This is a genomic window from Dinoroseobacter sp. PD6 (assembly GCF_028807315.1).
GTDB lineage: Bacteria > Pseudomonadota > Alphaproteobacteria > Rhodobacterales > Rhodobacteraceae > Dinoroseobacter > Dinoroseobacter shibae.
Map to the genome: position 1 here is coordinate 49544 of NZ_JARAMN010000013.1, position 13836 is coordinate 63379.

13 protein-coding genes are annotated in these 13836 nt (G+C 66.8%); 2 read left to right on the forward strand and 11 right to left on the reverse strand.

Annotated features, from left to right (window positions below):
• Positions 1 to 80: 80 nt before the first annotated feature.
• The 3 genes from PVW48_RS18045 to PVW48_RS18055 form a co-directional block, all read right to left on the reverse strand.
• A complete protein-coding gene (locus PVW48_RS18045; RefSeq protein ID WP_274582343.1) occupies positions 81 to 365 on the reverse strand; it encodes a DUF4357 domain-containing protein in 285 nt (94 codons plus the stop codon).
• Positions 362 to 3673 carry a TM0106 family RecB-like putative nuclease gene (locus PVW48_RS18050; protein WP_274582344.1) on the reverse strand — a complete coding sequence of 1104 codons (3312 nt, stop codon included), beginning with the start codon at positions 3671 to 3673 and terminating at the stop codon, positions 362 to 364. Before PVW48_RS18050 ends, PVW48_RS18045 begins: the two co-directional genes overlap by 4 nt.
• 144 nt (positions 3674 to 3817) lie before the next feature.
• Positions 3818 to 4096, reverse strand: a complete 279-nt coding sequence (locus PVW48_RS18055; protein ID WP_274582345.1) for a hypothetical protein — start codon at positions 4094 to 4096, stop codon at positions 3818 to 3820.
• Between the two features lie 137 nt (positions 4097 to 4233).
• Here PVW48_RS18055 and PVW48_RS18060 point away from each other — a divergent pair, with 137 nt between their 5' ends.
• Positions 4234 to 5208, forward strand: a complete 975-nt coding sequence (locus PVW48_RS18060; RefSeq protein ID WP_274582346.1) for a helix-turn-helix transcriptional regulator — start codon at positions 4234 to 4236, stop codon at positions 5206 to 5208.
• A 26-nt stretch (positions 5209 to 5234) separates the two neighbouring features.
• On the forward strand, positions 5235 to 5900 hold the full coding sequence (locus PVW48_RS18065; RefSeq protein WP_274582347.1) for a HEPN domain-containing protein: 666 nt from the start codon (positions 5235 to 5237) through the stop codon (positions 5898 to 5900).
• Here the strand turns inward: PVW48_RS18065 and PVW48_RS18070 are convergent.
• Genes PVW48_RS18070 through trbE form a run of 8 tightly spaced genes read right to left on the reverse strand, consistent with a single transcriptional unit; the run spans position 5897 to position 13826 of the window.
• Positions 5897 to 6115: a DUF2274 domain-containing protein gene (locus tag PVW48_RS18070; protein WP_274582348.1), complete on the reverse strand. Its 219-nt coding sequence runs from the start codon at positions 6113 to 6115 to the stop codon at positions 5897 to 5899. The genes PVW48_RS18065 and PVW48_RS18070 overlap by 4 nt on opposite strands.
• Before the next feature lies 1 nt (position 6116).
• On the reverse strand, positions 6117 to 7253 hold the full coding sequence (locus PVW48_RS18075; RefSeq protein ID WP_274582349.1) for a TrbI/VirB10 family protein: 1137 nt from the start codon (positions 7251 to 7253) through the stop codon (positions 6117 to 6119).
• Positions 7250 to 8224 (reverse strand): P-type conjugative transfer protein TrbG, encoded by a 975-nt coding sequence (gene trbG / locus PVW48_RS18080; RefSeq protein ID WP_274582350.1) that lies wholly within the window; start codon positions 8222 to 8224, stop codon positions 7250 to 7252. The genes PVW48_RS18075 and trbG overlap by 4 nt, the downstream gene beginning before the upstream one ends.
• On the reverse strand, positions 8221 to 8910 hold the full coding sequence (gene trbF / locus PVW48_RS18085) for a conjugal transfer protein TrbF (protein WP_274582351.1): 690 nt from the start codon (positions 8908 to 8910) through the stop codon (positions 8221 to 8223). Before trbF ends, trbG begins: the two co-directional genes overlap by 4 nt.
• Complete coding sequence (gene trbL, locus PVW48_RS18090; protein ID WP_274582352.1) at positions 8907 to 10256, reverse strand: P-type conjugative transfer protein TrbL; 1350 nt, start codon at positions 10254 to 10256, stop codon at positions 8907 to 8909. The genes trbF and trbL overlap by 4 nt, the downstream gene beginning before the upstream one ends.
• Positions 10257 to 10259: 3 nt before the next feature.
• A complete protein-coding gene (gene trbK-alt, locus PVW48_RS18095; RefSeq protein ID WP_274582353.1) occupies positions 10260 to 10532 on the reverse strand; it encodes a putative entry exclusion protein TrbK-alt in 273 nt (90 codons plus the stop codon).
• A 13-nt stretch (positions 10533 to 10545) separates the two neighbouring features.
• Positions 10546 to 11334, reverse strand: coding sequence for a P-type conjugative transfer protein TrbJ (gene trbJ, locus PVW48_RS18100; RefSeq protein ID WP_274582354.1), 789 nt, complete (start codon positions 11332 to 11334; stop codon positions 10546 to 10548).
• Positions 11331 to 13826: a conjugal transfer protein TrbE gene (trbE, locus tag PVW48_RS18105; protein WP_274582355.1), complete on the reverse strand. Its 2496-nt coding sequence runs from the start codon at positions 13824 to 13826 to the stop codon at positions 11331 to 11333. The genes trbJ and trbE overlap by 4 nt, the downstream gene beginning before the upstream one ends.
• Positions 13827 to 13836: the final 10 nt, after the last annotated feature.

Sequence of the window (13836 nt, forward strand, 5' to 3'; positions counted from 1 at the left end):
CTCCTTTTTCTCACGGCGAACGATTTGAATGGAGACTATCAGGATACCTGCTTGATGGTCTTTACGTCACTGGGCTTGCGCTAGCTTTGTGGGCCGCTGGAATTTCCATCCTTGGCGATGCGCCCGGCCACACTGGAGCTGCCGAAGAGATGATCGCGCGAGAAACGATACAGGTCCGGGTCGGTGTGCGGGACTAGGACACCCTGCCGAACCAGACGGTCCCGCTCCTCACGATCCCGTTTCACACGAGGAGACCCCTCCCGCATCGCCGTCGAGCCCTTGCGGACAAGGAGGCCACCGGTTTCGGGGCAGCCATAGGCTTGAGCCTTCTGCGGACGCATTTCAAACCAATCGTTCTCACTCATGCATTTCCTCTTTCGTTCTGGAATACAGGCAGAGCACAGAGCGTGTTCACCAGCCGCATCTGCTCGACCGTCTCGCATTTGGCCTCGCGCAGGCGCGGCGCGCCGAAGACCAGCGCCAGCCCCTTGGCGCGCGATACAGCCACGTTGATCCGGTTGAGGGAGAACAGGAAGTCCATACCACGCGGCGTTTCCTCGGCCGATGAGGCAGTCATCGAGACCAGGCAGACCGGCGCCTCCTGTCCCTGGAACTTGTCGACCGTGCCCACGCGGATGCCGAGCGGCAGCGCGTCGCGAAGTGCATTCACCTGCGCGTTGTACGGCGCGACAACGATGATGTCGGTCTCGCGCATCGGGCGGCGCGTTCCGTCCTTCTCCGTCCACTCGCCTTGCAGGAGATCGGCCGCCGCGGCTTGGATCGCGGAGACCTCCTCGGTCGAGATCTGAGCATTGCCCTCATGCGCGACCGGGACCCAGAAAGCCCCCGCCTCGGGAAACCGAGTGCCACTAACCCCCTGTCGCGCGGTGTCCGCGTGGCTGGTCAGCCGCCCCTCGTAGACCTGTTCCGAAATGAAGCGGCAGACCTCGGGGTGCATGCGCCGAGAGATGGGAAGGAAGATGCCCCGATCCGGTGGGATCGTCGCGTGATCGCCCAACATCCAGTCGAGGCAGGAAAGGTTGGCAGGCTCGGGATGCGCGCCCTGGATCACCTGCAGTAGCTGACGCGGGTCGCCGACGAGCACGATGTTGCGCGCGGCACGCCCCATGGCGACCATGTTGGCGAGACCGACCTGTCCCGCCTCGTCGATAAACAGCCAGTCCAGCGACTGCTCGAACTCCGGACGCGAGAAGAAGAAGGCTGTGCCGCCGACGACATGGGCCCCTGTCAGCGCGGGATCGTCGTTAGACGTGGCACGGGTGATGCCGGTGAATCCCTCGGGATAGCCGTCGTCTTCACCGCTCACCTTGTGAGCGAGCTCGGCGTTCTCCAGCGTGATGCCCGGATCGTCGTCCTCCAGCGCAAGAAGACAGCCCATCAGCACGTTGCGAATGGCCTCGTGGCTGTTCGAGGCCACGCCGACGCGGTGCCCTTCCCGAACCAGCGACAGGATCGCCCGCGCTGTGACGTAGGTCTTGCCCGTACCCGGCGGCCCCTGGATCGGCAGCACGGTGCCGTCCATCGCGCCAACGGCCGCAATCGTCCCGGCGACCGGATCGGCGCCATCCAGCAGGTCGGGCTTCCGGCCGGTCGTGAGGCGCGGAGTTGAGCGGGACAGCAGGTCGTCGATGGCGGTAAACCGACGCAGTCCACATTGATCCGTGATGACATCGCGCAGAGCCGCGGCGATGACGCCGGTGTTAATCGGCCAATCCGGGTGGAGCGTCAGCCGATCGGTCAGCAGATCGGCTTTCTTCGGCCCCGCCTTGAGGGTGATTTCCCGAGCGCTCCGGTCGAGCGCGGTGATCTCCATGGTGGTTGGCGGTCCGTCAGCGACTGGAACGGTCGCCTTCTTGCCGCCCCTCAGCTTCGTTTCCTGGGGCGGGAAACGATACGTGCGCGCCATGGATCGCTTCACCGGTTCCGCCGGGCCAACGGCCTCGAGCCCGGCGAGCGCGTCGAGGTCGTCGATCAACTCGTCCTCGTCCTTCCCGGCGCTGTCGAAGACGGCCCATTGCGCCGGTTTCGCCTCGCGCTTGTGAAAGAGGCCGAGATTGAAGAGCATCTGCTGTCGTTCCTCGGGCAGACCGGATTCGGCGAGAATCGCATGCAGCTGTTCGGCGTCGGCCTCTTCCGCCTCTTCCTTGTCGCCCGCGTCCTCGCCTAGACGCGGCCAGGGGCATTCGGGCCGGACCTGGACCAGCCAATCTCGAAGTTCCTCGGTGGAGATGCAGTCGATGCGGTTGTAGTCCTCGATCTCGTCAAGAATCTGCTGTTCGCCCTTCTCGCGCCAGCGTTCGTAGGCGACAACCGAGCCGCCCGCCGTCGTCACCTCGCCTTCGCGCTTTCGATCATAGAAGGCTTCCATCGACTTGATGGAATAGTTCGCCTCCGAGCAGATCAGTCCGCCGCGCACGACGGCGTAGAGATCGACGAAGCGACGCTCGCGCAGGAGGCGGTCAAGAAACGCCTCGCCGATCCCGTATTTCGTGGTCAGCCGACGCAGCGCGGTGATCTCGTAGGGTGCGTAATGGTAGATCCGCGCACCCGGATGCGCATCGAGCCGCGCTCGAAAGAACGCAAGTAGCTCCGACAGGGCCTGCGCCTCGGCCTCGTGATCATGTGCCCAGAACGCGTGGAAGTCTCCGTCGCACCACACGCCGTGCAGGTATTCGAGGCCGCCCTCGTAATGCGGATCGCCCTCGATGTCGTAGAAGATGTCGCCAGGCGTCGGCTCGGGCAGCAGGTCGAAACCCTTGCCCGGCTCGGGTGCGCGCAGTTCGTAAGCCGGCTCTCCCGTCTTGCGGGCATGCTGAAGCCGGGCTTGGGCGACGAGCTTCGCGCGCGTGGTCTCCGCCATGCCGCGGATCGGATGATCGAGGCGGGCCAGCGCCTCCATCGTCGTGATTCCCGCGGCCTCGAGCTTCTTCACCTGTCCGCGGCTGATGCCCGCCACGTTGAAGAGGCTGTCCTCGGCAACCCAGACGCTGGCGCAGTGGTCGGCCCAGCGGCACAGCGCGCAGTCAGCGCAGGGGACGGGGCGCGTGGGCGAAGGGTCAGCCACGAAGGCCTCGAACCGCGCCCGCGCGCCGCGTGCATAATGGGCATAGTCGGCGAGCCGCAGCGTCGCACGTTCGCCGGAGCCTAGTTCGACATGAGCGAGCTCGGGCGCCGCGCCCTGAACCTCGGCGAGAAGGTCGGAATAGAGCACGAGCTGAAGGACGTGTTTCGGATGAGGCCGGCGCTTCAGCTTTGTGTCGGCGACCTCGTAACTGAAGGACCCGAGCGCAGAGGGGCGCTCCACGCGCTCCAGAAAGTCAGACCAGCCGCCCCAGTTGCCCGACAGGAACGCCCCTTGAAAGACCACTTCCGAACCTTCGGTCAGCGCCACGCGCGTGGCCTCCGCATCGCGCGCCAGATCGCCACGCGGGATCTCGACCACGGACCTGCCGGAAACCTTCAAACGCTCCAGATGCGCGGCCTCATGCGCGTCGCCCTGCTTCTGCAGAAGCGCAGCATCCTCGCTGTCCGCGCCCGGCTCCGGCCCTTCGCCGCGCAGGCGCATTAGATCGAGCGTCGTGGCATGGGCGCAGCCCATGAACCGCATCAGGTCGCTCGCCGAGAAGAGGATGTTGCCGCCGATTTCCCGCATGGGCTCCTTCAATCGTCAATGAGCGCAACCCGAACCGCGGAAAACGTCTCCTGATTGCAGCTTCATAAATCACCCCTGTGGGTGTCAATAACTGTCGGCCCTTGCGAAGGTCCGGTGCTTGGAAGGGGTACGAACAGCCACGCTTCAAGCCTTCTTGGTATTTCCGCCACGGACGATTCGCAGGCTCTGCGGTGAAATCAGCGAAGCTCGCTTCCCCTTCGCCGTCATCCACAGAGAGAAGCCTTTCTCGATCAGCTCTGCAGCTTCATCGAGGGTCTTCACATAGACGGTGTGTTCGGCGTGATGCTTGGCATTGCCATGTGCAGGGTCGCCAAGTCGGTAACCTTTCGACGTGAAGTCTGGTTCTTCCACAACGCCTTCACGTGGAGAAACTCGTTCGATCCTGATCACATGCCCACTCATGGCCATCAATCTCCCTTCCGAAGCTTCTGTCTGCCTTTCGCCCGTTCCTCGGCAGCGGTGAGAGAATCAGGTCGACAGGCAACCGATACCTTCTTAGCTTCCAAGGGTGTCAAAAATTGGCAGGCTGCGAGGCGCGCATGTCCTTTTCCAAGGCTCAGGACCTGATCCGGCTTGCGCAGTTGGCTGCGGCAAGACGCAGTGGGATCAGCCTCGAGGAGATCGCGCTGGAGTTCGGAGTGTCCCACCGGACCGCGCAGCGGATGACCGACGCGCTGGAGGAGACCTTCGGAAACGTCCTGGTAGAGGATGGCGAGGACCGCAAACGACGTTGGCGCCTACTCGATCCCGGCCTCGACCGCCTGCAACTTCGCCACGAAACAGGTGTGGAAGCCTTGGAGATCGCCGCTCGCGGGGCAGAGGCCGAGGGTCGTCTGCGTCATGCCCGGGTTCTGGTCGAGTTGCGCGAGAGGCTGCTTGCGCAGGCACCTTCCCGGTCCCGCATCGAGACCGATGCCGAGGCGGTCCTCGCGGCCATGGGACAGGTCACGCGCCCCGGCCCGAGGGTCAGCGTCAAGACGGACGTACTGGACGCCATCATCGAGGCACTGCGCGGCCCGTTTCGGCTCCGCGTGCGGTACAACCGGGACGACGCAAGCCGAATCCTCGAACCGCACGGGGTCTTGCTGGGCCACCGGACTTATCTGGCGGCCCGCGACCCTGCAAAGGCAGAAGAGGTACGCAATTTCCGCATCGATCTGATCCGCGATGCGGAAGTCCTGGACGAGAGCTTTGCGCTGCAGGACGGTTTCAACATCACGGATTACGCCGCGCGGTCCTTCGGCGTCTGGCAGGATCCCGATCAGTATGGGGAGGTGATCTGGCGTTTCGCGCCAGAGGCGGCCGAACGCGCTGCGGGCTTCCGCTTTCATCCCCGCCAAGTGCTCGAGGCGCAAGACGACGGCAGCCTTGTCGTGCGTTTCGAGGCGGCAGGCTGGGTGGAGATGACGTGGCACCTCTACCAGTGGGGGGACAAGGTCGAGGTGATTGCCCCGAAGGCGCTCCGGGCGATGGTCGACGGATACCGTCGATCCGATTTCGGCGCGATGCCGTGAACGAGAATTTGAGACGGAGGAATTCGATGCAAGACAGCCTGTCGTTCAGCGCCTTGAAAGAGAAGCAACGCGCGATCCGTGAAGGCTTTCCCGAGACGATGGGCTTGCGCGTGCACCGCTCCATCAGCTGGATCGGACGAGCCGAGGCGTGCGGTGATGATCACGATGCACGCTTCATCTTCCTTTGGATCGCCTTCAACGCAGCTTACGCGGACGAACGCGAATTCCAGTCGGTGGTAACCGGAGAGAGAGCTGCATTCGTCGATTACTTCGGCAAGCTGGTGGCGCGGGACGAAAAGCGGCGCATCTACAAGGCGCTATGGCAGCGGTTCTCCGGTCCTGTTCGGACCCTCATGGAGAACCGTTTCGTCTTCAACCCGTTCTGGCAGCATCAGAACGGCATCGACGGGTTCGAGGATTGGGAGGAGAGGTTCCGATCATCCTCTCGCAGCTTCGCACAGTCGTTTCAAGCCGGCGACAGCGCGCGTGTTCTGAGCTTTGTCTTCGATCGGCTCTACGTTCTGCGGAATCAGTTGGTGCACGGCGGATCGACCTGGAACAGCGGAGTGAACCGTGCACAAGTCCGCGATGGCGCAGAGATACTCGCCTTTTTGGTCCCGGTTTTCGTGGACCTGATGATGGACAATTCACAAGAAGACTGGGGACGGCCGTTCTACCCAGTGGTCGACTAGGGGTTTCGACGCGCCTTCGCAAAGCCGCGATCCGTCGCGATGAACCGCTCCAGCATGGGTACCACCAGCTTCTTCGGTTCGATTGGTCCCTGACCCGCCTCCCGGCCGAGGACTTCACCATAGGCGATCAAATCACGGTGCAATTGCGCAGGCAGCTCAACAGTCAGCTTCACCGGCTTGTCGTCCGGGATCGGTCCGAGTTTCAGCTTGGTCATGTCAGCCTCTGGACGGCGCGACAATGAGGTCGCGCGTGACGATCACGCGGACCGGGAAACCCGGGCGGATGGTGAGGGTCGGCGGGATCTCCAGCTGGCGTTGAACGATCCGTTGTCCGGCCTCGTTGATCGTGTCCAGGGCCCCGTCGCGGAGCGCGCGGGCGAGGCGGTCGTCCTCATCGAGGGAAAGCTCCGCGCCGACCGCGAGCAGGGTCGAAAGCCCCGCCGCGCGCAAGATGCTGGCCCAGTGATTGTCGACGCGGTCCTCGAGACCGGCATACCCCGCGGCATCCGCGCCGGGCTGGCGTTCGAGGACGAGGGATCGTCCATCTGGGAAAATCAGCCGGGTCCAGACCAAGAGCACGCGGCGCTGGCCGACGGTGACGCTGTCGTCATAGGCGCCGATCAACCGGGTGCCCTGCGGGATAAGAAGCAGGCTTCCCGTGGGGCTGTCATAGACGTTCTGGGTGACCTGCGCGGTGATCTGACCGGGAAGGTCGGAGCGAATGCCGGTGATCAGCGCGGCCGGGATGACGGAGCCGGCCTGCAGAAGCCAGGGCGAGACCGGTGGTTGCACGCGGTCGGGGGCGACCGTTCGGCGGTCGGTCGGAGCGGTCAGGAAGGCTTGGCGTGGATCGGTCTCCGGAGTGGCGGCCAAACCGCTCCCCGGAGCCGCTGCGGGCATCTGGAACCCGGTGGATACGGGCGCTCCGGGCCGCGTCTGGAAGAAGAGGTCACTCACGCGCGCCGCTTCCAGTTCCGCGAGGCGTTGCTGCTCCGCCGGGTCCATTGTCGGGGGCGCGAGACTTGGAGCCGCGATGGGCTGGCCCCGTTGCTGCGCGTCAAGGATGCCACCACCGAGGTCGCCCGGCAGGGGCGGTCCGAGCCGCGGGATCGCGTCATAGCTGCCGGGCAGATCGCGGAGACCATCGGCGGGCTGGCGACGGTCCGTCGTGATCAACTCCTCCGGGGCGGCCGTCCTGTCCGGACGTTGCAGGCCGTAGATCAGTGCCGCACCGATCCCGAGGCCCGCGACAACGCCGAGCCCGATGATCACCTTGCGGGAAATCCGCGTGACGCGCGGCGGATCGGCGCGCAGGCGCATGGCGGCAGCGGTGTCGGTCGATGTCTCGGTCATGTCCCCTGCTCCGCATCGTGCCGCACCACCGTCGCCTCGGTCCGGGGTTCGATCCGCAGGATGCGGACCACCTCCTGCCGGGGACCGCGGCCAAGGCGCAGCTCGGCCGCACCGAAAAGCCTATCGACGATCAGCACATTACCGTGGATCCGGGAGTTCACAATTTCCAGCTCGCCATCGGTGCCGAGGACGAAAAGCGGCGGCATGTCGCCCTGGGCGATGCCGCGCGGGAAGACGACGTAAGTACGGCGCCCGTCATCGAAGACAGAAACCGGCCGCCAGGGCGGGCTGTCGCCCTGCAGCCCATACCGGTGATTGCGGGCATGCGCGGGCGGGATGCGCGGCATGGCCGGCACGACGCGTGGGGCGTCGGGCGCACGCGGATAGGCCCAGGAGATGGCGGGCATCCAGGTCTCTTCGCTGGCGTTGAGTTCGATCAGGTAGGTGCGCCGGTCGGTCGAGATCACGAGGTTCGTGCTGATATCGGGCCGTGTGGGTTTGACGAGAACAAGGACGCGGGTGTCGCGCCCCGCGCCGCTTTCGGTGTCGCCGATGATCCAGCGTGCAGTGTCGCCCGCCGCGATCGGGCCGGTGCCGGCCAGGCGTTCGCCGGGTTCGAGCGCGATGGTCGTGATCTGGCCCGGGGCGGCGTAGACCTGATAGAGTGCGCCCTCGGACCAGGGATAGATCTGGATCGCGTTGAAATACCCAGCCTGCCGCGGTTCGACGCGGGCGGCGGCATTGGCATTGCCGACCTGGGCAACGGGTGTCGCGGCCGCCTCGCCGCCCCGGCTCGGGGTCCAGGCGGGCGGGACATGGAGCGGGCGCGGCCGGTCATCGGGTGCCGTGGCTGGCGGTGTCGGCAAGGGCGGGACCGCGTCGACATAGGCGAATGCGGGCGGGCGGTCGCTGGCGCAACCGGCCAGAAGCGTGGTGGCGAGGAGAATGGTGGGCAGGATCGGTCGGGTCATTGGCTCATCTCCCGCGACCAGTTGATCGCGTTTACGTAGATTCCGAGGGGGTTGGCGCGCAGGCGGTCCGCCGTGCGCGGCGGGTCGATCACGATGGTCAGGATCGCGGTCCAGCGTTCGGTGCGGGCCAACTGGCCATTCTCGTAATGCCGCTCGGACCAGGCCACCCGGAAACTGTCGGGCGAGGCGCGGATCACGCTGGAGACGTCGACCGATACCTGGTCCTCGCCGACCCGCGTGAAGGGATCGTTGGCCCGGGCATGGTCGTTCAGCGCCAATGCACCGCGATCCGTGGTGAACTCATAGGCGCGGAGCCAGTTCTGGCGGACGACGATGGGATCGGCGGGCAGGCCCCGGACCTCCTCGATGAAGCGGGCGAGATGCCAGGCGATCTGTGGATCGCTCGGGCGATACCCGGCACTTGCCGCCTCCACGGCGCGCGCCTCGCCATGCCGGTCGATCTCGACGACGTAAGGCACGACGGTGCCGCGCGCCGATTGCCAGACCAGCGCCGTCGCGAAGCCGCCCGCGAGGATCAGGCAACCGAAGGCCATGAGGCGCCAGTTCTTCGCTTGCACCCGGGCGGAGCCGATGCGCTCGTCCCAGACCTGGGCGGCCTTCTGATAGGGGGTCTCGGGTTCCGGGGTCTTGCCGTAATGCGCGGCGGCGCGTTTGAAGAGGCTCATGGGCGGTCACTTTCGGAAAGGGAAACGGAGGTGCCGGAGCCGGGACTGTCCCCGGCGCGCAGCGCGTGCGTGGCGGCGGAAACGCCATGACTCATGGTCTGGCTGCGACGCATGGACCGCGCCCAGGCCGGTGGACTGCCTGCGGGGGCGGACATGGCGGGCGATCCACCTGCCACGCTGCCCATGGATGAGGTGCCGCCGGTGGCGGCGAAGCCCGCGCGGGAACCTGCGGCATGACTTGCCTCGACGGTGTCGGAGGCCGAGGCGGCGGCGCGGCGAAGAGGTGATGCTGCCGCGGATCCCGCGGCTTTTGCTACGCCGCCGAGACCAGAGGCCACACCGGCGGCCCCGATCTGGCCCATCGATCCGAGTCTGTAGGCTGTGGACGCGGCCCCGGTGGCGGCAGCGGCTCCGCGCGTCGCGGCGGCCCCGCCCGAGGCGAGCGCCCCGGCACCGCGGGCGCCGAGCAGGGCCCCGCCACCGGCCGCGACCGCCGCCCCGCCTACGGCGAGCCCGGTGCCGACGGCGGCCCCCGCGCCCAGTTGCGGCCCGCCGGAGACGAGGCCGGTGGCGATGCCGGGGCCGAAGATGCCGAGACCGAGGAGCGAGAGGGCGGCCAGCACGATCGCCATGGCCTCGTCGATGGTGGGCGTCACGCCGCCGAACCCGGCGGTGAACTGGCCGAAGAGCGTCGAGCCGATGCCGATGATCACCGCCAGCACCAGCACCTTGATGCCGGAGGAGACGACATTGCCCAGCACCCGTTCGGCCATGAAGGCGGTCTTGCCGAAGAGGCCGAAGGGGATCAGGACGAAGCCCGCGAGCGTCGTCAGCTTGAACTCGATCAGCGTCACGAAGAGCTGCACCGCGAGCAGGAAGAAGGCCAGGAGCACCAACGCCCATGCGAAGAGCAGGCAGGCGATCTGGATGAAGTTCTCGAAGAAGGCGACGAAGCCCATGAGATCGGCGGTCGATTCCAGAAGCGGCCGCCCGGCATCGAGCCCGGTCTGCGCCACCCGACCGGGACGCAGGAGATCGGCAGGCGAGAAGCCGGTCCCGGAGGCCAAGAGCCCCAGCCCCGCGAAACTGTCGAAGACGATGGCGGCGAGGCTGTTCCAGTTGGAGATGAGCCAGGCGAAGACGCCGACGAAGAGGGTCTTTTTCACGAGGCGGGCGATGATGTCGTCATCGGCGCCCCAGGCCCAGAAGAGTGCCGCCAGCGTCACGTCGATCACGATGAGCGTGCTGGCGATGAAGGCGACCTCGCCACCGAGCAACCCGAAACCGCTGTCGATGTAGGAGGTAAAAACCCCGAGGAAGGTGTCGATGACGCCGGTGCCGCCCATGGCTCACTCGCTTCCGGTCTGGTCGCGTTCCCGCCCGAGAAAGCGGTCGCGGGTTTCGGCCCAGACGGCGAGGCAGTCGGGATCGGAGGCCGCGGCTTCGCCCAGTTCCTGGCAGCGCCGCTGTTCGGCGCGCAAGGGATCGGCCTCCGGAAGAGGCAGAGCTGCCGGACGCGCCGCCTGCCTTTCCTCGTCCCGGCCCATCTCCACCACCGCCGCGGTGATCGCGATGGCGACGAAGACGATGGCGGCGATGCGCGCGAGGACCGATCCCTCCATGGGCCTGCCCCCTTCAGTTGTTGAACATCCGGGCATTGCCGGGCTGGTAGCCCGTGCCCGGGGTGAGGAAGCGCTCGCGCTGGACCCGGCCCTGTTCGGCGGCCGCAGACCGCTCAGCCTCGACCAGCGCGTTCGCGCGGCCGTTGGCGGCCACGACCGCGATCAGGTCGGCGATCTGCTGGGATTGCAGCGCCAGGAGCTGGTTGCCGGCCTGGGTCGCCTGCAGGGCACCGACGGCGGACTGGCTTTCGCCGACCAGGGCGGAGAGCTCGGCGCGCTGGCCGTCGAGATTGCCGACGACGCCGGCTTGGACGCGCAGCGCGTCCTGCAGCCCGTCGACGGTGTTTTCCCAGCGGGACCGTGCATCGGCCAGAAGCTGCGCCTCGGGCGCGGCCATGGGGATATTGGCGTAGTCCTGCTGGAAGACCTGGTCGATCTGGGCGACATCGAAGGCGATGTTCTGCGCCTGGGACAGGAGCTGCCGGGTGCGGTCGACATTCTGCTGCAGCGCCTGCAGCGAGGAATAGGGCAGGCTCGCGAGGTTGCGCGCCTGGTTCATCAGAATCTGCGCCTCGTTCTGCAGCTGGGTGATCTGGTTGTTGATCTGCTCGAGCGCCCGTGCGGCGGAGAGGATGTTCTCGGCATGATTGCGCGGGTCGTAGACGATGCGCCCGCCCCCGCCGAAGAGGAAGGCCTGGGCGGACGTCGCGAAGATCGGCGACAGGCCGATGGGGGCTGCGAGCGCCAAGGCCAAGGCGGAGGCGCTGGCGAGACGGGACAGACAATCGGCGGTGTGGGTCATGGGGTGGTCTCCTTTGCGGGTTCGGGGGCTTGGGGGATCGGTGCATCCGGAACTTCAGGCTCCGGCGCGAGATTGGTGAGGTCCGGGATCAGCTCGGCGGCCCAGCCGACACCGCGGGCGTCGAGCCAGGCCGCGAGAAAGCCGTCGCGACCGTGCTCGGCGAGGATCTTCGAGATCAGCGCATGGTCGGACTTGGCGGAGGCGGCGCAGAGGGCGAGGCCCACCTCGGAGAGGCCTAACTCGAAGAGCCGGTTGCCACGCCGCGACTGGCAGTAGTAGTCGCGCTTGGGCGTGGCGCGGGCGAGAATCTCGATCTGCCGGTCATTGAGGCCGAAGCGCCGGTAGATCGCGGTGATCTGGGGCTCGATGGCCCGTTCGTTGGGCAGGAGTAGCCGCGTCGGACAGCTTTCGATGATGGCGGGCGCGATGGCGGAGGCGTCGATGTCGCTGAGCGACTGGGTCGCGAAGATGACCGAGGCGTTCTTCTTGCGCAGCGTCTTCAACCATTCGCGGAGCTGTCCTGCGAAGCCCTCGTCGTCCAGTGCCAGCCAGCCCTCGTCGATGATCAGGAGCGTCGGCCGGCCGTCGAGCCGGTCGCCGATGCGGTGGAAGAGATAGGAGAGGACGGCGGGCGCCGCGGCGGTGCCGACCAGCCCCTCGATCTCGACGGCCTGGACCGAGGCCGCGCCGAGCTCTTCCGTCTCGGCATCGAGGAGCCGCCCATGGGCGCCGCCCAGGCAATAGGGGCGCAAGGCCTGTTTCAGGTCGGAGGATTGCAGCAGGACCGCGAGACCGGTGATGGTGCGTTCGCCGACCGGGGCCGAGGCCAGCGAGGTCAGCGCGGACCAGAGATGCTCCTTCACCTCCGGCGTTATCGCGATGCCTTCGCGGGCGAGGATGGCACCGATCCAGCCCGCGGCCCAGCTGCGTTCGGCGGGATCGTCGATCCGGGCGAGCGGTTGGAGGGAGACCGTCGCTTCCGCATTCTCGGTCAGTTCGCCTCCCAGATCATGCCAGTCGCCGCCCATGGCGAGGGTCGCGGCCCGGATCGAGCCCCCGAAATCGAAGGCGAAGACCTGTGCGCCCGGGTAGCGGCGGAACTGCAGCGCCATGAGCGCGAGGAGCACCGATTTGCCCGCCCCGGTGGGACCAACGACCAGCGTATGGCCCACATCGCCCACGTGGAGCGAGAGGCGGAAGGGCGTCGCGCCCTCGGTCTTGCCGTAGAGCAGCGGCGGGCCGTCGAAATGCGCATCCCGCTCCTCCCCGGCCCAGATGGCGGAGAGCGGGATCATATGGGCGAGGTTGAGGGTGGAGAGCGGCGGCTGGCGGACATTGGCGTAGGCCTGCCCGGGCAGTGAGCCGAGCCAGGCGTCGACGGCATTGACCGTCTCGACCATGGCGGTGAAGTCCCTGCCCTGCACGACCTTCTCGACCAGGCGCAGTTTCTCGTCGGCGCGGCGCGCGTCCTCGTCCCAGACGATGAGGGTTGCCGTCACATAGGCCTCTCCCGCGATATCGGCACCGAGTTCCTGCAGGGCCATGTCGGCATCGGCGGCCTTGTTGGCGGCATCGGTATCGACCAGCGCCGATGGCTCGTTGGTCATCACCTCCTTCAGGATCGCGGCAATGGATTTGCGCTTGGCGAACCATTGGCGGCGGATGCGGGCGACCATCCGCGCGGCCTCCATCTTGTCCATCAGGATCGCGCGGGTCGCCCAGCGATAGGGAAAGGCCAGCCGGTTGAGATCGTCGAGGATCCCGGGCGTGGTGGCGGTCGGGAAGCCCGAGAGGGTGAGAACGCGAAGATGGGCGCTCCCGAGCCGCGGCTCGAGTCCGCCCGTCAGCGGTTGGTCGGCCAGGATCGCATCGAGATAGGCCGGGGTTTCCGGCACGCGGATACGGTGCGGCTGCGTCGAGATGGTGGAATGCAGGTAGGTCAGCGTTTCGCTGTCATCCATCCAGCGGCATTCGGGCATGATCCCGTCGAAGAGCGCCAGCACCCGGTCGGTGCGGTCGATGAAGCCACCGAGCACCTCGCCTGCATCGATGCCGGTCTTGTCGCGGCCTTCGTAGAGCCAGGTCTCGGCCCGCGCAGCCTCCTCGGCGGGCGGCAGGTAGAGGAAGGTCAGAAAGTACTCGGACTGGAAATGCGCCCCCTGCTCGGCGAAGCCCGCACGTCGCTCGGCATCGACAAGCGCCGAGGCCGGATCGGGAAAGCGGCTGTCAGGATAGTCGGCCGCCGCCACGCGCTGCGCCTCGACGAAGATCGCCCAGCCCGAGCCGAGGCGACGGAAGGCGTTGTTGATGCGGCCCGCCACGGCCACGAGTTCCGCCGCGACCGCGCTGTCGAGATCGGGGCCGCGGAAGCGGGCCGAGCGCTGCAGGCTGCCATCCTTGTTCAGCACCACGCCGGGGGCCACCAGCGCCGCCCAGGGCAGGTAATCCGCCAGTCGCGTCCCTTTCCGGCGATATTCCGCGAGGTTCATCATGGGGGCGCCC